General features: G+C 71.6%; 16 protein-coding genes. 5 read left to right on the plus strand and 11 right to left on the minus strand.

What is annotated here, in order from left to right; genetic code table 11:
- Positions 1-504: 504 nt before the first annotated feature.
- On the minus strand, positions 505-1,326 hold the full coding sequence (locus tag ACFYTE_RS11075) for a trans-aconitate 2-methyltransferase (protein WP_388708363.1): 822 nt from the start codon (positions 1,324-1,326) through the stop codon (positions 505-507).
- Positions 1,327-1,445: 119 nt separating this feature from the next.
- On the opposite strand from ACFYTE_RS11075, the gene tamR reads away from it, so the two are divergent.
- The gene (gene tamR, locus ACFYTE_RS11080) at positions 1,446-1,943 is read left to right on the plus strand and encodes a MarR family transcriptional regulator TamR (RefSeq protein ID WP_388707853.1); all 498 of its coding nucleotides are present in this window, start codon (positions 1,446-1,448) and stop codon (positions 1,941-1,943) included.
- A 149-nt stretch (positions 1,944-2,092) separates the two neighbouring features.
- Here the strand turns inward: tamR and ACFYTE_RS11085 are convergent, their stop codons facing one another.
- A complete protein-coding gene (locus ACFYTE_RS11085) occupies positions 2,093-2,866 on the minus strand; it encodes a LuxR C-terminal-related transcriptional regulator (RefSeq protein WP_388707856.1) in 774 nt (257 codons plus the stop codon).
- A gap of 260 nt (positions 2,867-3,126) precedes the next feature.
- Here ACFYTE_RS11085 and ACFYTE_RS11090 point away from each other — a divergent pair, with 260 nt between their 5' ends.
- A complete protein-coding gene (locus tag ACFYTE_RS11090) occupies positions 3,127-3,582 on the plus strand; it encodes a GNAT family N-acetyltransferase (RefSeq protein WP_388707859.1) in 456 nt (151 codons plus the stop codon).
- A gap of 7 nt (positions 3,583-3,589) precedes the next feature.
- Here the strand turns inward: ACFYTE_RS11090 and galK are convergent, their stop codons facing one another.
- From galK to galT, 3 genes are read right to left on the minus strand one after another with little or no spacing between them, the layout of a single operon-like run.
- Positions 3,590-4,771: a galactokinase gene (gene galK / locus ACFYTE_RS11095; RefSeq protein ID WP_388707862.1), complete on the minus strand. Its 1,182-nt coding sequence runs from the start codon at positions 4,769-4,771 to the stop codon at positions 3,590-3,592.
- On the minus strand, positions 4,771-5,739 hold the full coding sequence (galE, locus tag ACFYTE_RS11100) for a UDP-glucose 4-epimerase GalE (RefSeq protein ID WP_388707865.1): 969 nt from the start codon (positions 5,737-5,739) through the stop codon (positions 4,771-4,773). Before galE ends, galK begins: the two co-directional genes overlap by 1 nt.
- Positions 5,736-6,797: a galactose-1-phosphate uridylyltransferase gene (gene galT, locus ACFYTE_RS11105; RefSeq protein ID WP_388707868.1), complete on the minus strand. Its 1,062-nt coding sequence runs from the start codon at positions 6,795-6,797 to the stop codon at positions 5,736-5,738. Before galT ends, galE begins: the two co-directional genes overlap by 4 nt.
- A 190-nt stretch (positions 6,798-6,987) precedes the next feature.
- Here galT and ACFYTE_RS11110 point away from each other — a divergent pair, with 190 nt between their 5' ends.
- Positions 6,988-8,679 (plus strand): sodium:solute symporter family protein, encoded by a 1,692-nt coding sequence (locus tag ACFYTE_RS11110; RefSeq protein ID WP_388707870.1) that lies wholly within the window; start codon positions 6,988-6,990, stop codon positions 8,677-8,679.
- A gap of 29 nt (positions 8,680-8,708) precedes the next feature.
- On the plus strand, positions 8,709-9,041 hold the full coding sequence (locus ACFYTE_RS11115) for a hypothetical protein (RefSeq protein ID WP_388707873.1): 333 nt from the start codon (positions 8,709-8,711) through the stop codon (positions 9,039-9,041).
- A 356-nt stretch (positions 9,042-9,397) separates the two neighbouring features.
- Here ACFYTE_RS11115 and ACFYTE_RS11120 read toward each other — a convergent pair whose 3' ends face one another.
- From ACFYTE_RS11120 to ACFYTE_RS11135, 4 genes are all read right to left on the minus strand, one after another.
- Positions 9,398-10,087 (minus strand): LuxR C-terminal-related transcriptional regulator, encoded by a 690-nt coding sequence (locus ACFYTE_RS11120; RefSeq protein WP_388707875.1) that lies wholly within the window; start codon positions 10,085-10,087, stop codon positions 9,398-9,400.
- A gap of 266 nt (positions 10,088-10,353) precedes the next feature.
- Positions 10,354-12,246, minus strand: a complete 1,893-nt coding sequence (locus ACFYTE_RS11125) for a PQQ-binding-like beta-propeller repeat protein (RefSeq protein WP_388707877.1) — start codon at positions 12,244-12,246, stop codon at positions 10,354-10,356.
- A gap of 106 nt (positions 12,247-12,352) precedes the next feature.
- The gene (locus tag ACFYTE_RS11130) at positions 12,353-14,170 is read right to left on the minus strand and encodes a PQQ-binding-like beta-propeller repeat protein (RefSeq protein WP_388707880.1); all 1,818 of its coding nucleotides are present in this window, start codon (positions 14,168-14,170) and stop codon (positions 12,353-12,355) included.
- Between the two features lie 308 nt (positions 14,171-14,478).
- The gene (locus tag ACFYTE_RS11135) at positions 14,479-16,284 is read right to left on the minus strand and encodes an ABC-F family ATP-binding cassette domain-containing protein (RefSeq protein WP_388707882.1); all 1,806 of its coding nucleotides are present in this window, start codon (positions 16,282-16,284) and stop codon (positions 14,479-14,481) included.
- Positions 16,285-16,429: 145 nt separating this feature from the next.
- Between ACFYTE_RS11135 and ACFYTE_RS11140 the strand changes: the two genes are divergently transcribed.
- Positions 16,430-17,029: a Uma2 family endonuclease gene (locus tag ACFYTE_RS11140; RefSeq protein WP_388707885.1), complete on the plus strand. Its 600-nt coding sequence runs from the start codon at positions 16,430-16,432 to the stop codon at positions 17,027-17,029.
- A gap of 6 nt (positions 17,030-17,035) precedes the next feature.
- Here the strand turns inward: ACFYTE_RS11140 and ACFYTE_RS11145 are convergent, their stop codons facing one another.
- The gene (locus tag ACFYTE_RS11145) at positions 17,036-17,929 is read right to left on the minus strand and encodes a 4-(cytidine 5'-diphospho)-2-C-methyl-D-erythritol kinase (protein ID WP_388707888.1); all 894 of its coding nucleotides are present in this window, start codon (positions 17,927-17,929) and stop codon (positions 17,036-17,038) included.
- Positions 17,926-18,792 (minus strand): 16S rRNA (adenine(1518)-N(6)/adenine(1519)-N(6))-dimethyltransferase RsmA, encoded by an 867-nt coding sequence (rsmA, locus tag ACFYTE_RS11150; protein ID WP_388707891.1) that lies wholly within the window; start codon positions 18,790-18,792, stop codon positions 17,926-17,928. Before rsmA ends, ACFYTE_RS11145 begins: the two co-directional genes overlap by 4 nt.
- Positions 18,793-18,930 lie beyond the last annotated feature (138 nt).

The raw sequence follows: 18,930 nt of genomic DNA on the forward strand, positions 1-18,930 counted from the left end.
CATGGACGGCCGGAGCCCCCATGTCAGTGGCGCGGCGAGCCGTCGCCCCGGGCAGGAGGGCGCGCCGTGGGCGGCCTGCCGTCCCGAGCGGGGGGCGAGCCATGGACGGCCGGAGCCCCCATGTCAGTGGCGCGGCGAGCCGTCGCCCCGGGCAGGAGGGCGCGCCGTGGGCGGCCTGCCGTCCCGAGCGGGGGGCGCGCCGTGGGCGGCCTGTCGTCCCAAGCAGGGGGCGCGCCGTGGGCGGCCTGTCGTCCCAAGCAGGGGGCGCGCCGTGGACTGGGGAGGTGGGCCGGCGGGGCCCTGGTGTGCGTGGCGCACGGCCACGGGTGGGTCTGGCGTGCCGGGGGGTGCCGTCCTCGGCGCCGAGGTGCGGGTCGCACGCCACCGACCCGGAACCGGCAGCCGCCCGGTACGGCGGGTACGGGCCTTTCGCGATGCCCGTCGCATCGAGCACGCCGGTGCGGTGGGCCCGCGGCCGGTTCTGCGACCCGGATGGTGCGGTGGTCAGTCTTGTGGCTGCTTCGTGGCCACGGCGAACAGCCGCCTGAAGGGCAGGACGGTGCCGTACTCGGCGCTGGGGTAGGCCTTGCGCAGCAGCTCCCGGTACTCGCCGAGGAACGTGGTCCGGGCCTCGGGGTCGTCCGCCAGGGCGGTGAGGACGGGCCGCAGCCCGGTGCCCTTGACCCAGTCGAGGACGGGGTCCTCGCCGGTCAGGACGTGGAAGTACGTCGTCTCCCACACGTCGGCGGTGCAGCCGAGGCGGGTCAGGCGGTCCAGGTAGACGCCGGGGAGGTGGACGGAGTCCTCGTGGCGCAGGACGTGTGCGAGGCGGGCCTTCCAGCGGGGGGCGGCGGCGAGTTCGCGCATCAGGGCGTGCAGGGGCGCGTCGATGTTGTGCGGTACCTGGAAGGCGAAGGTGCCGCCAGGGGCGAGGGCGTCCAGCCAGGCCGGGAAGGCGTCCAGGTGGCCGGGGACCCATTGCAGGGCGGCGTTGGAGACGATCAGGTCGTAGGTCTCGGCGGGCACCCAGTCGGTGGCGTCCGCGTGGGCGAAGTCGAGGCGTGCGCCGCCGGGCGTGCGACCGGCGTGCGCCTGGGCGTCGGCGAGCATCTGCGGGGAGTTGTCGTACCCGGTGATGTGCGCGGCGGGCCAGCGGTCGGCGAGCAGGAGGGTGACGTTGCCGGGGCCGCAGCCGAGGTCGGCGATGCGGGGGGCTGCGGCGGGCGGGTCGGGGACGCGGGCCAGCAGGTCGGTGAAGGGGCGGGCGCGGTGGCCGGCGTGACGGAGGTACTGGGCGGGGTCCCAGGTGGGGGACGCGGCGGACATGGCGGGCTCCTCGGAGTCGTACACCGTTGTGATCGCCACTCTGCCCCGCGATACACCTTGACGTCAAGATACTTGACGTCAAGAGACTTCATGTCGACACAACCACTACACTGATCGGCATGGAGGACGAGGTCGATCGGCTGGTCGCAGCGTGGCGCCGGGAGCGCCCGGACCTCGACGTGGAACCGCTTGAGGTGCTGAGCCGGGTGAGCAGGCTGGCCCGGCACCTGGACCGGGCGCGCCGGCTGGCCTTCGCCGAGCATCATCTGGAGCCCTGGGAGTTCGACGTACTGACCGCGCTCAGGCGTGCGGGCACGCCCTATCAGCTCTCCCCCGGGCAACTGCTCACCCAGACCCTGGTCACCTCGGGCACGATGACGAACCGCATCGACCGGCTGGCCAAGAAGGGCCTGGTCGAGCGGCTGCCCGACCCCAGCGACCGGCGCGGCGTGCTGGTCCGACTCACCCCGGAGGGCCAGGACCGCGCGGACCAGGCGCTGGCGGGCCTGCTGGAGCAGGAGCGGGCGATCCTCGCGGAACTCTCCCGCGCCCAACGCACCGAACTGGCCGCACTCCTACGCCAGTTGACCGCCCCCTTCGACAACATCCCCGGCTAACCCCCAGCCGGCCGCCTTCCGTACGGGCGGACGCCACCGGTAGGAGTGGTACACCAAGCGCTCCGCTGGAAATGCCGTGCTGCACCGTCGGTCGTCTGCTGCACCGTCGTGGCTGGTCGCGCAGTTCCCCGCGCCCCTTCGAGGCGCGGTCAGGCGGTGTTGGGTTGTTCTGGGGGGAGCCGGGTGGTGGGTTCCAGGTCGGCTGGGCCGACGCCGGCCCGGCGGGCCAGGGCGACTGCGGCGAGGGTGGAGTGGACGCCCAGCTTGCCGAGGACGTTCTGCATGTGCGTGCGCACCGTGTGCGGGGACAGGAACAGCCGCTCGGCGACCGCCTTGCGGCCGAGCCCGGCGACCATGCAGCGCAGCACCTCCCGCTCCCGCGGGGTCAGCGACTCGACCAGCCGCTCGCTCTCGGTGCGGTGCCTGCGGGCGGCGGTCAGCTCGCGCAGGACGCCGGTGAGCAGCGCGGGCGGCAGATGCGTCTCGTCGCGCAGGACGCCCCGGATGACGTTGAGCAGCCGCGACAGCGAGCAGTCCTTGGCGACCCAGCCGCAGGCACCGGCCTGGAGCGCGAGGGCGGCGCGGCGCGGGTCGTCCCGCTCGGCGAGGACCACGGTCCGTACGCCGGGGTGCGCCGAACGGACGCCCGCGACCAGCGAGATCCCGTCCACCAGCCCCTCTTCGTTGCTCTCCTGCACCGGCACCGCCGGCCGGGCACCGGGCACATGACCGCCCAGGTCGGCGTCGACGAGCAGCACGTCGAAGCGGCGGCCCTCGCCGGCCGCCCGCTCCAGGCAGCGCAGCGCCGCCGGACCGCTGCCGGCCGCGGAGACCTCCACGTCCGGCTCGGCGGCCAGTGCCGCGGCGAGCGACTCGGCGAAGATGCGGTGGTCGTCCACGACCAGGACTCGGACACGAACCATGAAACCCCCTTCCCCAAGCTCCCGAAGAGCAGGGGACACCCCAAGGTCCGGAGAACGACGACCTCGCGGGTACGACGCTGTGGTGGGCGGGACCGGCCGCACGGCCGCCGCCGTGCAGTCACTGCTACCCCCACCGTGGGCGTCGTACCCGCCTGTCTCGCCCCCTGATCAGCACCGGCCCCCACCGGTACCGTTCATCAGGGTACGGCCGGGCGCCGTCGGCGGAAGGCGAATTGCAGAACTGGCCGCCCGACGCGTTTATGGTGAGCCGCATGTTTCGTATTGATGCAGAAGTCGACAAGGCCCGACGCGATCTGCTCCGTTCCCGGCTGCGGGACACCAATACGGCGGCGTCTCCCGTGCTGGCCGCCCTGCGCGGCACGCCCGGCGCACGCGAAGTCCCCCTCCATGTCTGGGCGCTGGACGCCGCGGGGGATCTGGCCGGCGGACTGGTCGGCCACACCTGGGCGGCCTGGCTGCATGTGACGTATCTGTGGGTCGACGGCCGGCACCGCGGGGTGGGCCTCGGCGCGCGTCTGCTCACGGAGGCCGAGCGGCTGGCCGGGCAGGACCGGGGCTGCCGGGCGGCCCGTGTGGAGACCTGGGACTTCCAGGCCCCGGAGTTCTACCGCAAGCAGGGCTACGAGGTGGTGGGCGTGATCCCCGACTATCCGCCGGGGATCACCGAGTACACCCTGACGAGGCGACTGGGCTGACCGCGGGTCACACCAGACGGCCGGCGCCCGCCGCGGGCACCGCCTCGAAGGTGCGCGGGGCCGTGAAGCCGGCCGTGGCGAACGCGGTCTCGACCGCCTTGGTGATCGCGTCGGCGTCGCTCACCTCGGCCAGGACGATCGCCGAACCGCCGAAGCCGCCGCCGGTCATCCGCGCGCCCAGCGCGCCCGCCTCCAGCGCCGTGTCCACCACAAGGTCCAGTTCGGGGCCGGAGATGCGGAAGTCGTCCCGCAGGGAGGCGTGGCCCTCGGTCAGGATGGGGCCGATGGCGCGGGTGTCGCCCGACTCCAGCAGGGACACGACCCGCTCCACCCGATGGTCCTCGGTGACGACGTGGCGGACCAGCCGGCGCACCTCCTCCTCGTCGCCGAGCCGGGCCAGTGCGGCGTCCAGCCCGTCGTAGGGCACGTCCCGCAGCGCGTCCACGCCGAGCAGGGCCGCGCCCTTCTCGCAGCCGGCCCGCCGCTTGCCGTACTCGCCGTCGCTGTGGGCGTGTTTGACCCGGGTGTCGACGACCAGCAGGCGCATGCCCTCGGCGGCCAGGTCGAAGGGGATCTGCCGCTGGGACAGGTCGCGGGTGTCCAGGAACAGGGCGTGGCCCTCGGTGCAGCACGCGGCGGCGGTCTGGTCCATGATGCCGGTGGGCGCGCCGACGTAGACGTTCTCGGCGCGCTGGCACAGCCGGGCCAACTGCCAGCGCTGCAGGCCGAGTTCGTACAGGTCGTTCAGGGCGAGCGCCACCACGACCTCCAGGGCCGCCGACGACGACAGGCCGGCGCCCGTCGGGACCGTCGAGGCCAGGTGGATGTCGGCGCCGGTCACCGGGTGGCCCGCCTCGCGCAGGGCCCAGAACACGCCCGCGGGGTACGCCGTCCAGTTGCGGTCCGACTCCGGGGCGAGCGCGTCGAGCCGGAGTTCCACGGCCCCGCCCGCAGTACCTGCGGTGCCTGCGGTGCCCTCTATGGTCGCCGAGTGCAGCCGCAGCACGCCGTCGGTGCGGCGCGAGACGGCCGCGACGGTCGTGTGCGGCAGCGCGAACGGCATCACGAAGCCGTCGTTGTAATCGGTGTGTTCGCCGATCAGATTGACCCGGCCGGGCGCCGACCAGACGCCCTCCGGTTCGGCTCCGTACAGCCCGACGAAGCCGTCCCGCACCTGCTGCGCCCCCACTACCGCTCCTCCACGATGCTCTGCGCGAACTCCCATGCGTCCGCGACGATCCCCGCGAGGTCCGCGCGGGACGGGTTCCAGCCCAGTTTCTCGCGCGCCGTCTGCGCCGACGCCACCAGCACCGCCGGGTCGCCGCCGCGGCGCGGCGCGGTGACCTCCGGGACGGGGTGGCCGGTGACCCGGCGGACGGTCTCGATGACCTCGCGCACCGAGAAGCCGTTGCCGTTGCCGAGGTTGCAGATCAGATGCTCGCCCGGGGTGGCGGCCCCGAGCGCCAGCAGATGGGCCTCGGCCAGGTCGGCGACGTGGATGTAGTCGCGGATGCAGGTGCCGTCCGGGGTCGGGTAGTCGTCGCCGTACACCGAGATGGCGTCGCGCCTGCCCTGGGCGACCTGGAGCACGAGCGGGATCAGGTGCGACTCGGGGTCGTGCCGCTCGCCGTACGCGCCGTACGCGCCCGCCACGTTGAAGTAGCGGAGGGACACGGCGCCGAGGCCGTGGGCCGCCGCCTCGCCCGTGATCATGTGGTCGACGGCGAGCTTGGTGGCGCCGTAGGGGTTGGTCGGCCTGGTCGGCGCGCTCTCCACGATCGGGATCTGCTCCGGCTCGCCGTAGGTGGCCGCCGTGGAGGAGAAGACCAGTGTGCGGACGCCCGCCTCGCGCATGGCGCCGAGCAGCGCCATGGTGCCGCCGACGTTGTTGTCCCAGTACTTCTCGGGCCGCACGACCGACTCGCCGACCTGGGAGAAGGCGGCGAAGTGCAGGACGCCGTCGTAGGAGGAGTCGAGCCACTTGGCGGCGTCGCGGATGTCCCCCTCGACGAAGGCGGCCCCGGCGGGAACGCCCTCGCGGAAGCCGGTGGAGAGGTTGTCGAGGACGGTGACCTCGTGACCGGCCTCCAGCAGGTGCTGGGCGACCACGCCGCCCACATAGCCCGCGCCGCCGGTGACCAGATACTTGCCGCTCATGAAGTCGCTACCTCTCGCAGTCGCTCGGCCGCGCGCTCCGGCGGCACGTCGTTGATGAACACGCTCATGCCCGACTCGGAACCCGCGAGGAACTTCAGCTTGCCCGATGTCCGGCGGATGGTGAAAAGCTCCAGGTGCAGCGCGAAGTCGTCGCGCGTCACACCGTCGAACTCGTCCAGCGTGCCGAACGGGGCCTGGTGCCAGGCCGCGATGTAGGGCGTCCGGGGCTCGCCCTCGCCGAAGATCCGGTCGAAGCGCTTCAAGAGTTCCAGGTAAACATGGGGGAACTCGGTGCGGGACGGCTCGTCCAGACCGAGCAGATCGGGGACCCGGCGCTTCGGGTACAGGTGGACCTCGTAGGGCCAGTGCGCCGCGTACGGCACGAAGGCCGCCCAGTGTTCACCCTCCAGGACGACCCGCTCGGCGGCGCGTTCACGCTCCAGGACGGCGTCGAAGAGGTTCTCGCCGCCGGTGGCCTCCTTGTGGGCCGCCAGTGAGCGCAGCATCAGCGCGGTGCGCGGGGTGGTGAAGGGGTAGGCGTAGATCTGACCGTGCGGGTGCCCGAGCGTCACGCCGATCTCCTCGCCGCGGTTCTCGAAGCAGAACACCTGCTCCACGGAGGGCAGATGGGACAGCTCCGAGGTCCGGTCGGTCCATGCGTCCAGGACGAGGCGCGCCTGCTCCTCGCTCAGGTCCGCGAAGGAGGCGTCGTGGTCCGAGGTGAAGCAGACGACCTCGCAGCGGCCGGAGTCCTGGGCCAGCGACGGGAAGCGGTTCTCGAAGACGACGACGTCGTACGAGGAGTCGGGGATCTCGCTCAGCCGACCGTCGCGGGTGGGGCACAGCGGGCACTCGTCGGCGGGCGGGTGGTAGGTGCGGCCCTGGCGGTGCGAGGCGACCGCGACGGCGTCGCCGAGCAGCGGGTCGTGGCGGATCTCGGAGGTCGTCACGGTCCGGTCCAGCGGTCGGCGGTCCACCGCGCCGCGCACCGCGTCGTCCCGCAGGTCGTAGTAGATCAGCTCACGACCGTCGGCCAGCCGGGTCGAGGTCTTCTTCACGCCGGACTCCTCTATGCCCGCACCCAATCAGTCAACACAATCAAACATAACAGACCACAACTCCACAACCCATCTGGCGACCCATCCGACCATCACAATCAAACAAAGAACACCATCAGAACTGTTCAATATCTGAACACAGAGGCGTAGGTTCCGCTACGGACCAGTTCGCGCAACGAAGCGAGTACGCATGTACACCCCCACCCAAAGCCCCACATACCTGGCGGCGGAGCTACGGCTCCCCACCAACTGGCTGGACTACACGATCCTGGCGATCTACTTCGTCGTCGTCCTGGGCATCGGTCTCGCCGCCCGGCGCTCGGTCAGAACCAGCCTCGACTTCTTCCTCTCCGGACGCTCGCTGCCCGCCTGGATCACCGGTCTCGCCTTCATCTCCGCGAACCTCGCCGCCACCGAGATCCTCGGCATGGCGGCCAACAGCGCCCAGTACGGCGCCTACACCGTCCACTGGTACTGGATCGGCGCCATCCCGGCCATGGTCTTCCTCGGCCTGGTGATGATGCCCTTCTACTACGGCAGCAAGGTCCGCTCGGTCCCCGAGTTCCTGCTGCTGCGCTTCGACCGGTGGGCGCACCTGCTGAGTTCGATCCTGTTCGCGTTCGCCGCGATCCTGATCGCCGGTGTGAACCTCTACGCGCTCGCGATCGTCGTCGAGGCGCTGCTGGGCTGGCCGCAGTGGGTGGCCATCGTGGTCGCCGGCTTCTTCGTGCTGGCGTACATCACGCTCGGCGGCCTGTCCTCCGCGATCTACAACGAGGTCCTTCAGTTCTTCGTGATCCTGGCGGCCCTCATCCCGATCACCATCCTCGGCCTGAAGAAGGTCGGCGGCTGGGGCGGGCTGACCGACAAGCTCACCGCGGCCCACGGGGACAACTTCACCACCGCGTGGGGCGGCACCGGCATCGGGCACGGCAACCCGCTCGGCGCCAACTGGCTGACCATCGTGCTCGGCCTCGGCTTCGTGCTGTCCTTCGGCTACTGGACGACCAACTTCGCCGAGGTGCAGCGGGCGCTGTCCGCGAAGAACCTCTCCGCCGCGCAGCGCACCCCGCTGATCGCCGCGTACCCGAAGATCTTCATCGTCTTCCTGGTGATGATCCCGGGCCTGGTGGCCGCCGCGCTCGTGCCGAACATCGGCACCTCCGCGTCGGGGCTGCAGTACAACGACGCCATCCCCTATCTGATGCAGGAGCTGCTGCCCAACGGCGTGCTCGGCATCGCGGTGACCGGTCTGCTGGCCGCCTTCATGGCCGGTATGGCGGCCAACGTGTCGTCCTTCAACACCGTGTTCACCAACGACATCTGGGCGAAGTACGTGGTCAAGGACCGCGAGGACGCCTACTACGTCCGCTTCGGCCGGCTGATCACGGCGATCGGCGTCCTCGCCTCCGTCGGCACGGCGTTCCTGGCGTCCTCGTTCTCGAACATCATGAGCTACCTCCAGACGCTGTTCTCCTTCTTCAATGTGCCGATGTTCGTCGTGTTCATCGTCGGCATGTTCTGGAAGCGGGCGTCCGCCAAGTCCGGCTTCTGGGGCCTGCTCGCCGGGACCGTGACCGCGATGGTCAACTACTTTGTGATGTACAAGAAGGACATCATCAGCATCCCCTCCGACCAGGGCGCCAACTTCGTCTCCGCGATCGCGGGTTTCGTCGCCGGTGCGGTGGTCATGGTGGCCGTGTCGCTGTTCACCAAGCCGAAGCCGGCCGAGGAGTTGCAGGGGCTGGTCTACGGCACCAGGTCCCCGGGGATGGCCGAGGCCCCCGCCGCCGGCGACGACGCCTGGTACCGCAAGCCGGCCCTGCTGGGCTGGGGCGCGGTGGTGCTGGCCGCCGTCTGTTACGTCCCGTTCTCGTTCTGACGGCCACCCGAAGGGGAGTTTGACCAACCATGACCGAGCACTCCGGGCAGTCCGGACACTCCGAGCACGACATCCAGCGGGAAGTCACCGAGCTGGAGCAGAAGTCCGCGACCGCCGCACGCATCTTCGACCTGCGCCGCATCATCGGCGGTCTGTTCATCGTCTACGGCGTCATCGTCACGATCGTCGGCATCACCGACTCTCAGGCCGCCATCGACAAGGCCGAGGGCGTCAACATCAACCTGTGGACCGGCCTCGGCATGCTGATCCTGGGCCTGTTCTTCCTGGCCTGGCTGAGGCTCCGCCCCACCTCGCCCCCGCCCCCGGCGGACACGGAAGGAAACCCCACCCACCCCGAGTGACCCCCTGGCGGCGCCACGTACGCGTGCCGCGCGCCGGTCGGGGCCCGCACATCCACGTGCGGCCCCCCACCCACCCACCCAAACAGCCGACCCCACGGGCGCCGACGAAGCCGAACGGCAACCACCGCCACCGAACACGGCCCGAAACCGGTGACCGTCACCGCCACCGCCGCCTCCCCGCCGAGGCCCGTGCCGCGTAGCGCGCGGTGGTGGTAGCCGACGTGGTCGGCGGTCGCGCTGTCGGCGGCGCGGTTCGCAACCGGTGGTGATCGGCGGTCCGGGGATGTCCGTGTCGTGGGTGGGCATCGTCGTGCCGCGCGCCTCACTGGTCGTCCGCGAGGCCGCCGGAGGCCGTGTCAGGGGTGGGGGGCCGGGGGTGGGGGGCGGTTTGCGCGGTCCAGGAGGCCGGTGCGGGCTGCCAGGGCCGCTGCCTCCAGGCGGGAGCCCACGCCCAGTTTCATCAGCACCCGCTGGACATGCGTCCGGGCGGTCGACGGGGCGATGCCCATGCCGGCGGCGATCAGCCGGGTGTCCTCGCCGTCCGCGACCCGGACCAGTACCTCCACCTCGCGCGGGGTGAGCATCTCCAGCAGCCGCTGGCCCTCGTCGTCGGGTTGGGCGGCGGGATTGAGCAGTTCACCGAAGGCGCCCTGGAGCAGCTGCGGAGCGACGGCCGCCTCCCCCGCCCGCGCCTTCATGATCGCCCGCTCGACCCCCTCGATCCGCTCGTCGTGCCGCACGTACCCGGACGCGCCGGACGCGAAGGCCGCGGCGATACCGCGCGGCGACGGCACGGGGCCGAGGACCACGACCGCGACCTGCGGCCGCTCCCGCTTGATCTTCACCACCGGGTCGAAGGTGCCCGGCTCGGCCGGCGCCGCCGTACCCAGCAGGCACACCTCGGGCGCGCGGCTGATCACCAGGTCGGCCGCGCCCACGGACGGCGCCGCCGCGGCGAGCACCCGGTGCCCGCGCAGCTTCAGCGCCGAGGCCAGCGCCTCGGCGAGCAATCGGTGGTCGTCCACCACCATGAGCCGCACTCCCACAGAGCAACCCCCCAGTCCCCCCATGGAGCCCCCACTATGGATGCCCACCGGTCCACGTGGACAGAGGGCCCCCCGGCGCCTCGTCCTTCATTGCCCCCGGAAGCTACACGCTTGTTCGACGTTGCGCTGCCCCTAGCGAGGAGAAGTGCGCCGGATCGGAGGAATCTCTTGCTGTCCCGGCATGCGCGGGTGGTGAGCGGTACACGCACGGCCCCGCCCCCGTGCGGTGCGCGGGGGCGGGGCCGTCGGGCCGGGCGGGCCGGCGATCAGCCGCCGGTGCCGAAAGCGACCGCCAGATACTCCTTGCCGTAGGTGCTGTTGGTCTTGTGGGCGAACACCGCCGACATGTACAGGCGGCCCTGCGCGTAGCGGATCTCCGCGTAGTCCGGCAGCATGCTGGTCTCCGCGTCGCGCACCGCCTTGGTGGCCGGGTTCTCCAGCAGCTCGGTCTCCTTGAAGGAGCTGCCGTCGATGCTGACGATCTGGCCGCCCTTGTCGTAGGGCGGGCGCTTGTACGCGATCAGGTTGGCGCCGTCCATGCGCAGCGGGGTGATCGTGTAGCCGTCGCCTGCGTCCCCGCGCTGGCCGGTCTGCTTGCCGGTGGCCAGGTCGAACGCGACGATCTCGTTGGTCTTGCTGTACTGGCCGCTGCCGTCGTGCTCCTCGGTCGGCACATACAGCTTGTCGCCGCCGACGACGAGCTGCCGGCAGTACTCGATCCGGGAGATGCCGTCGCAGCGGCCGGCGTAGTCCTCGCCCGGCGCCGAGATCCTGGCGCGCAGCTTGCCGGTCTTGTTGTCGATGGAGAAGTAGTCGGAGATGCCGCTGCCGTCACCGGCGCTGTCGCCGACGTCGGCGGCCACCACCAGCGGGTCGGTCGAGACGATCGCCGCGTACTCGATGCCCGCGGTCATCTCGTACTCGGAGATCACCTTCCCGGACTTCGGGTCGATGGTCTGGATGTGCAGTTGACGGTTGTCGTAGCTGCCGCACTTGCGGACCGCGACCAGTCTGGCGCCGCCGCCGTACCCGGCGTCGTAGCAGGTGTCGGCCGGCTTCGGCTGCCACAGCACCCTGCCGGAGAGGTCGAAGGCGGCGCCCCCGCTGGTGCTGCCGACCGCGACCGTGTTCTGGGCGATCGTGACGTTATCGAAGTTGATCGGGCGGTCACCGGAGTTGACCGTCTTCGTCCAGAGCTTGGTCCCCGCGTCCAGGTCGATCAGCGCGAGCTGGCTGCACCCCTCGGTGGAGCCCTTCTTCGGCATCCGCGGCTGGAAGACGACCGCGGTCTTGTTGTCCGAGGTGATGTGGTCGGTGGCCCCGCACACCGGGCCGGGCAGCTTGACCGTCCACAGCTTGCTGCCCTTGACGGGGTCGTAACCGACGATCTCGGCGATGCCGCTCTTGGCGTACACCTTGTCGGTGAGCCAGGAACCGGTGGTGACGACCGTGTCGTCGGTCGTGGGCAGCGGAACCTGGAAGAGGACCTTGGAGGCGGTGTCGGCGGGCGCCTTCTCCTTGCCGCCGGTGCCGGCACCGCCGGAGCCGCCCTTGTCGTCCTTGTCGTCCTTGCCGCCGGTGCCGCCGCTGGAGTTCGCCGTGTCCTTCTTCGAGGAGTCGTCGCCGGACGACTTGGCGTACACGAGACCGCCGACGACGATCAGCGCGATCGCGACGACCGCCGACACGATGATGATCAGCGGCGCCTTGGACTTCGCCGGGCCGCCGGGCGGGCCGGGCTGCGGCTGCTGCGGCATCCCCGGCGGGCCCGGGTAGCCGTAACCGGGCTGCGGGCCGTACGCGTTGGGCTGGGCGTACGGGCCCGGCTGCTGGCCGGGGTAGCCGTAGCCGGGGGGTGCCTGGGGCGCACCCTGCGGGGGCTGCGGTGCCTGCGGGTAGCCGTAGCCGGGCGGCGGGGGCGGCGGGGTCTGGGGCGCCGGCAGCGGCTGCTGCGGATGGCCGGGGCCCTGCTCAGGGGCCTTGCCGAAGCCCGGCGGGGTCGCGGGCGGGCCCTGCGGGGCCGGTGGCGTCGGCGGCCCCGCGGGCGGCTGGGGCGCGCCGAAGCCGCCCGGCGCGGGCTGCTGCGGCGGCGGGCCCTGGGGCGGGCCGAAACCGCCCTGCTGGGGCGGCTGGTTGGGCGGGGACGGCGGCTGGGTCATGACGGGTACACCTCGGAGAAACGCTCGAAGACGGCGACGACGAAGGGGGCGGCGGAAGGAATGCGGTGCGGTCCGGCGCCGCGGTGCGCGCCGGAGACGACCGGGCTCACTTGCCGAAGGCGAGCATCAGCTTCTCCTTCGAGTCGTCGTTGCCGGTGAGCCGGGTGGAGGAGATGTAGAACCTGCCGTCGACCCAGTCGACCGCACCGTCGAAGAAGCTGTTCTCGACGGTCGCGGTGGACTGCGGGTTCTGCAGCAGCTTGACCGGTTTGTGGGCGGCGCCCGCGGTCGGGATCGACACGATCTGACCGCCCGCGTCGTACGACGGCTGGACGTACGCGACGAGTTGTCCGCCCTCGACCCTGAGCGGCGCCATCGACTCGTCCGCCGGGGACTTGACGCGCCACTTCTCCTTGCCGTCGGCGAGGCTGATCGCGACGATCTCGTTGGCGCCGCTGGCGGCGTCGGTCGGCAGGTAGAGCGTGTCGGCGTCGGCGGCGACACCGGTGCAGCCCTGCAACTCACGCGCGAGGATCGCCCAGCCGCACCGGGGAGCGAACTTCTCGTCGACCGTGACCTCCGAGCGGAAGCCGCCGCTGCCGGTGAAGGTGGAGATGTTCCAGGCCTTCTTGTCCTCGTTGGTCATGTAGACCACGAGCGGGTCGACGGAGTAGGCGCGCGCGACCTTCCAGCCCTTCTTGACCGGCTGGGTCCACCTGACCTTGCCGGTGGCCGGGTCGAGTTCCTGGATCTCGTCGTGCTCGTTGCTGCCGGTGGCGTCGCAGGAGGCCACGGAGATCAGCCGGCTCGTGCCGCCCGCGAACGCGGTCGGGAAGCAGGCGTTGCCGTACTTGGTCTTGTCGTACAGCTTCCGGCCGCTGTCCATGTCGTACGCCGTGCCGGACTGCGAGCGGCCCACCATCAGCGTCTTGCCGCTGAGGGTCAGTTCGATGGTGATGGTGCTGTCGAACAGCGCGCCGTCGGCGACCGTGCCGATCCAGCCCTTCTTGCCGGTGCCGAGGTCGATCATTTGGAGCTGGTTGCACTTGGCGCGGTCGCTGGAGCCGCTCATGTACGCCACGACGACCTTGTCGTCGGCCGTCTTCCGCGGGGTGACCGCGCAGATCTTCTGCGGGAAGGTGATCGGGTCCCAGGAGGGCTTGCCGTCGGCGACGTCGTAGGCGAAGACCTGCTTGTACGCGGCCTTCACCGCCGTCTTGCCGGTGATCCACATGCCGGGTGCGTCGGCGCCGGAACCGGGCGCGTCGGGCGCCGACTTGTACCAGAGCACCCGGGACTCGCCCGCCTGGCGGCCCTCGTTGAGATCCTCCGGGTCCGAGCCGCCGCTTCCGCTGCCGTCACCGGGGTCCACCGGGTCGCCGGAGCCGGAGGCCGACGGCTTGGCGTCGTCGGACCGCTCGGCGACCGGCTTCTTCCCGCCGTCGTCACCGCTGACCGCGTACACGGTGCCGCCGATCAGGAGCAGCGCCACCACCGCCCCGCCGACGATCAGCGCGGTCTTCTTCCTGGCGGAGCCGCCGGGCGGCGGGGTGCCGGGCGCGCCGGGGTACTGCGGCTGCTGCGGGTAGCCGTAGCCGGGCTGCTGTCCGTACGGGCCCGGCTGCTGCGGCTGACCGTACGGGCCCTGCTGCTGTCCGTACGGGCCCGGCTGGGCGTAGGGACCCGGCTGGGCGTACGGGCCGGGCTGCTGCGGCGGGCCGTACGGACCCGGCTGCTGCGGCGGCGTGGGCGGTGCCTGCGGCGGCTGCGCGGGCGGGGGCGGAGTGCCCGGGGTGCCCTGGGCGGCGCCGAAACCTCCCTGCGCGGGCGGGGTCTCGGGAGCCCCGAATCCTCCGCCCTGCGGCGGCTGTCCTTGCGGTGCTCCGAAACCGCCGTGCGGCGGCTGGTCGGGCGGCTGAGTCATCAGCGCTCTTCCCCCTCGTTCACTGATTTTTAGCCACGCCCTGAGGTTCGCGATGGACCCAAGGTCGTTCTCAGACGGTACTCAGACGGCCCTTTCTATCACCCGGAACCGAACACGGCCCTGGCCGGATCCACCCCTGTTCCCAAGGGAGGACCGGCCCGTGATACCGCCGTTACGCGCCTTCACGCCCCCTTCACCTCGGCGCCCCAAAGGGGCGCGGGGCTGTATCGATCTGCGGCTCCGCCGCGCGGGCGCGACCAGCCACAACGGAGCCGCAGACAACCGATCGCGGCAGACCCCGCGGAGCGCTACGCGTCCTCCGCCAGTTCCAGCCAGCGCAGCTCCAGTTCCTCGCGCTCGGCCGCCAAGTCGCGCAGCTGGGCGTCGAGTTCGGCGACCTTCGCGAAGTCGGTGGCATGCTCGGCGATCTGCGCGTGCAGCTTGGCCTCCTTCTCCGAGACGCGGTCCAACTGGCGCTCGATCCGCTGGAGTTCCTTCTTCGCGGCCCGCTGGTCGGCGGCGCTGCGCTCCGGCGACGCGGGCTTCGGCGCGGCGGCGGCCGAGGCGGCCTGGGCCTCCTCCATGCGCCGGCGCCGCTCCAGGTACTCGTCGATGCCGCGCGGCAGCATCCGCAGCGTGGCGTCACCGAGCAGCGCGTACACCCGGTCGGTGGTGCGCTCGACGAAGAACCGGTCGTGGGAGATGACGATCATCGAGCCGGGCCAGCCGTCGAGCACGTCCTCCAGCTGGGTCAGGGTCTCGATGTCGAGGTCGTTGGTGGGCTCGTCAAGGAAGAGGACGTTGGGCTCGTCCATGAGCAGCCGCAGCAGTTGCAGCCGCCGCCGCTCACCGCCCGACAGATCGCCCACCGGCGTCCACTGCTTCTCCTTGGTGAAGCCGAACGTCTCGCACAGCTGCCCCGCGGTCAGCTCGCGCCCCTTGCCGAGGTCGACCCGCTCACGCACCTGCTGCACGGCCTCCAGGACCCGCCAGGCCGGGTCGAGTTCGGCGACCTCCTGGGACAGATAGGCGAGCCTGACCGTCTTGCCGACGGCGATCCGGCCGCTCACGGGCTGTGCCTCGCCGTCGGTGCGCGCCGCGTCCGCCATGGCCCGCAGCAGCGAGGTCTTCCCGGCGCCGTTCACCCCGACCAGAGCGATGCGGTCGCCGGGGCCGAGCTGCCAGGTGACGTGCTTGAGCAGCATCTTCGGACCGGCCTGGACGCTCACGTCCTCCAGGTCGAAGACGGTCTTGCCGAGCCGCGAGGAGGCGAACCTCATCAGCTCACTGCTGTCCCGGGGCGGCGGCACATCCTTGATCAGCTCGTTGGCGGCCTCGACCCTGAACCGCGGCTTGGAAGTCCGGGCGGGTGCGCCGCGCCGCAGCCAGGCCAGCTCCTTGCGGATCAGGTTCTGCCGCTTGACCTCCTCGGTGGCGGCGATGCGCTCGCGCTCGGCGCGGGCGAAGACGTAGTCGGAGTAGCCGCCCTCGTACTCGTAGACCGCGCCGCGCTGCACATCCCACATCCGGGTGCACACCTGGTCCAGGAACCAGCGGTCGTGGGTCACGCACACCAGCGCCGAACGCCGCTCCCGCAGATGCCCGGCCAGCCAGGCGATGCCCTCCACGTCGAGGTGGTTGGTGGGCTCGTCGAGGACGAGCAGGTCCTGCTGCTCGATGAGCAGCTTGGCGAGCGCGATACGGCGCCGCTCGCCACCGGAGAGCGGGCCGATGACGGTGTCCAGGCCCGCCGGGAAGCCCGGCAGGTCGAGCCCGCCGAACAGGCCGGTCAGCACGTCCCTGACCTTGGCGTTGCCCGCCCACTCGTGGTCGGCCATGTCCCCGATGACCTCGTGCCGCACGGTGGCCGCCGGGTCGAGCGAGTCGTGCTGCGTGAGCACGCCGAGCCGCAGCCCGCCGGAGTGCGTGATGCGCCCGGTGTCGGCCTCCTCCAGCTTGGCGAGCATCCGGATGAGGGTGGTCTTGCCGTCGCCGTTGCGTCCGACGACCCCGATCCGGTCCCCTTCGGACACGCCGAGCGAGACGCCGTCCAGCAGCGCACGGGTGCCGTACACCTTGCTGACGTTCTCGACATTGACCAGGTTGACGGCCATTTCACTCCTGTGCGCGGGGATCGATCAGCCTTCAAGCGTAGGGCCTGCGGCGGCGGGGGCGGGGCGCGCGGGGTCAGTCACTCTTTGTGATGACGTGATCGGGATTCGGCGGTTACCGTGGAGGGCAGGCAGCAGGATCCCGTCCATGGGAGGAACCATGTCCGTCGAGCACCACGTGCAGTGGCCGGTGCCGCCGCAGGACGGCTACACCGTGGACGACCTGTTCACGCTGCCTGATCTCCCGCCGCACACCGAGCTGATCGACGGGACTCTGGTTTTCGTGAGTCCGCAGCGCCGCTTCCACGGCAACATGGTCGACTTGCTCGTCTTCGGCCTGCGCAGCAGTGGTCTGCCCGCCGAGTTCAGGGTCAGCCGGGAGATGACCGTGGTCCTCGACAAGCGCAACGGCCCCGAACCGGACGTGAGCGTGATCCGGGCTGATGCGATCACCGGGCCGGAACAGACGAGCTACCGAGCCAAGGACGTACTCCTGGCCGTCGAAGTCGTCTCGCCCGATTCCGAGTCCCGTGACCGCACGACCAAGCCGCAGAAGTACGCCACCGCCGGGATCCCGAACTTCTGGCGCGTCGAGGCGAGCGGGGCGAGCGGCAGGCCCGTCGTCCACGTCTACGAACTCGACCCGCTCACCAAGGCGTATGTGCACATGGGCATGCACCGCGACCGCATCAAGGTCGACAAGCCCTACCCCATCGACATCGACCTGACCGCCATCGACAAGCTCTGAGGCCCCTCAGAGCACCGTCGCCCCCGGCACCGGCCCCACCGCCGTACGCACCGTGCGGCACGTCCCCGATACCCGCAGTGCTCGCGCCACCCTCTCCGCCGACCCGGAGTCACGGACCAGGAACGCGGTGGTCGGGCCCGAACCGGAGACCAGCGCCGTGAGGGCGCCTGCCGCGCGGCCCACCGCCAAGGTGTCCGCCAGTTCCGGGAAGAGGGACAGAGCCGCGGGCTGGAGATCGTTGGAGACGCCGGCCGCCAGCAGGTCCGGGTCCCCCTTCGCGAGCGCGTCCAGGAGATCAGGGCAGGCCACCGGCTCGGGGATGGCACGGCCCTCGGCGAGCCGGTCGAACTCGCGGAAGACGGCCGGCGTGGACAGGCCCCGGTCGGCCATCGCGAACACCCAGTGGAAGGCGCCGCCGACATCGAGCGCCGTCAGTTGCTCGCCGCGCCCGGTGCCAAGGGCCGCCCCGCCAAGCAGACTGAACGGCACATCGCTGCCCAACTCCGCGCAGATGTCGAGGAGTTCGGCCTGCGAGGAGGCCGTCCCCCACAGCGTGTCGCAGGCCAGCAGCGCGCCCGCCCCGTCCGCGCTGCCGCCCGCCATGCCACCGGCCACCGGGATGTCCTTGGCGATGTGGATGTGCACGGCGGGCTCGATGCCGTGGCGCCCGGCGAGCGCGAGAGCGGCGCGCGCCGCGAGGTTGGTGCCGTCGAGCGGGACCTGACCGGCGTCCGGGCCTGCGCAGGTGACCCGCAGTTCGTCCGCCGGGGTCACGGTGACCTCGTCGTACAGGCCGACCGCGAGGAAGACGTTGGCCAGGTCGTGGAAGCCGTCGGGCCTGGCGGCGCCCACGGCGAGCTGGACGTTGACCTTGGCCGGTACGCGTACCGTGACGCTCACTTGCTCTCCTTGTGCTCCGCGATCCGCGCGAACTCCTCCACGGTCAGCGACTCCCCGCGGGCCTGCGGCGAGACCCCGGCGGCGACCAGGGCCGCCTCGGCGGCCGCCGCGGAACCGGCCCATCCGGCGAGTGCCGCCCGCAGGGTCTTGCGGCGCTGCGCGAACGCCGCGTCGACGACCGCGAACACCTCCCGCCTCGACGCCGTGGTCTTGACCGGTTCGGCCCGCCGGACCAGGGAGACCAGCCCGCTGTCCACGTTCGGCGCGGGCCAGAAGACGGTGCGCCCGATGGCCCCGGCCCGTTTCACCTCGGCGTACCAGTTCGCCTTGACGGAGGGGACGCCGTACACCTTCGAGCCGGGCGCGGCGGCGAGCCGGTCCGCGACCTCCGACTGCACCATCACCAGGGTCCGCTCGATCCCGGGGAAGGTGTCGAGCATGTGCAGCAGCACGGGCACGGCCACGTTGTACGGCAGGTTCGCGACCAGCGCCGTCGGGGTGGGGCCGGGCAGCGCGGCGACGTCCAGGGCGTCGGAGTGGACCAGCGCGAACCGGTCGGCGCGCTCCGGCATCCGCGCGGCGATCGTGGCGGGCAGCGCGGCGGCCAGCACGTCGTCGATCTCGACGGCGGTGACCCGGTCGGCGGCCTCCAGCAGGGCCAGGGTGAGGGAGCCGAGACCCGGGCCGACCTCGACGACCACGTCGTCGGGGCGGACCCCGGCGGTGCGGACGATACGGCGGACGGTGTTCGCGTCGATCACGAAGTTCTGGCCGCGCTGCTTGGTCGGGCGCACGCCCAGCGCTGCCGCCAGCTCACGGATGTCGGCGGGGCCGAGGAGGGCGTCGGGGGTGGGGCTGCTCACGGCACAAGGGTAAGGGGCCGCGACCGGCCCCCTCGCCCACCGGCCGGTCGGGCGGCCCCGTGGCCCCTCGGCCCCGCGGCCCCTCGCCCCGGCGACCCGGCGCCCCGGCGGGGCCGCGCCCCGGCGGGGCCGCCGGCG

Source organism: Streptomyces sp. NPDC004629 (assembly GCF_042873595.1).
In the GTDB taxonomy this organism is placed as follows: Bacteria; Actinomycetota; Actinomycetes; order Streptomycetales; family Streptomycetaceae; genus Streptomyces.

Excerpts from the sequence above, each read along its gene's own strand:
- tamR (WP_388707853.1), top strand. The coding sequence starts at position 1,446 with ATGGAGGACGAGGTCGATCGGCTGGTCGCAGCGTGGCGCCGGGAGCGC.
- ACFYTE_RS11090 (WP_388707859.1), top strand. The coding sequence starts at position 3,127 with ATGGTGAGCCGCATGTTTCGTATTGATGCAGAAGTCGACAAGGCCCGA.
- ACFYTE_RS11140 (WP_388707885.1), top strand. The coding sequence starts at position 16,430 with ATGGGAGGAACCATGTCCGTCGAGCACCACGTGCAGTGGCCGGTGCCG.
- ACFYTE_RS11135 (WP_388707882.1), bottom strand. The coding sequence starts at position 16,284 with ATGGCCGTCAACCTGGTCAATGTCGAGAACGTCAGCAAGGTGTACGGC.
- ACFYTE_RS11125 (WP_388707877.1), bottom strand. The coding sequence starts at position 12,246 with ATGACCCAGCCGCCGTCCCCGCCCAACCAGCCGCCCCAGCAGGGCGGT.
- ACFYTE_RS11115 (WP_388707873.1), top strand. The coding sequence starts at position 8,709 with ATGACCGAGCACTCCGGGCAGTCCGGACACTCCGAGCACGACATCCAG.
- ACFYTE_RS11130 (WP_388707880.1), bottom strand. The coding sequence starts at position 14,170 with ATGACTCAGCCGCCCGACCAGCCGCCGCACGGCGGTTTCGGAGCACCG.
- ACFYTE_RS11110 (WP_388707870.1), top strand. The coding sequence starts at position 6,988 with ATGTACACCCCCACCCAAAGCCCCACATACCTGGCGGCGGAGCTACGG.
- ACFYTE_RS11075 (WP_388708363.1), bottom strand. The coding sequence starts at position 1,326 with ATGTCCGCCGCGTCCCCCACCTGGGACCCCGCCCAGTACCTCCGTCAC.
- galE (WP_388707865.1), bottom strand. The coding sequence starts at position 5,739 with ATGAGCGGCAAGTATCTGGTCACCGGCGGCGCGGGCTATGTGGGCGGC.
- ACFYTE_RS11085 (WP_388707856.1), bottom strand. The coding sequence starts at position 2,866 with ATGGTTCGTGTCCGAGTCCTGGTCGTGGACGACCACCGCATCTTCGCC.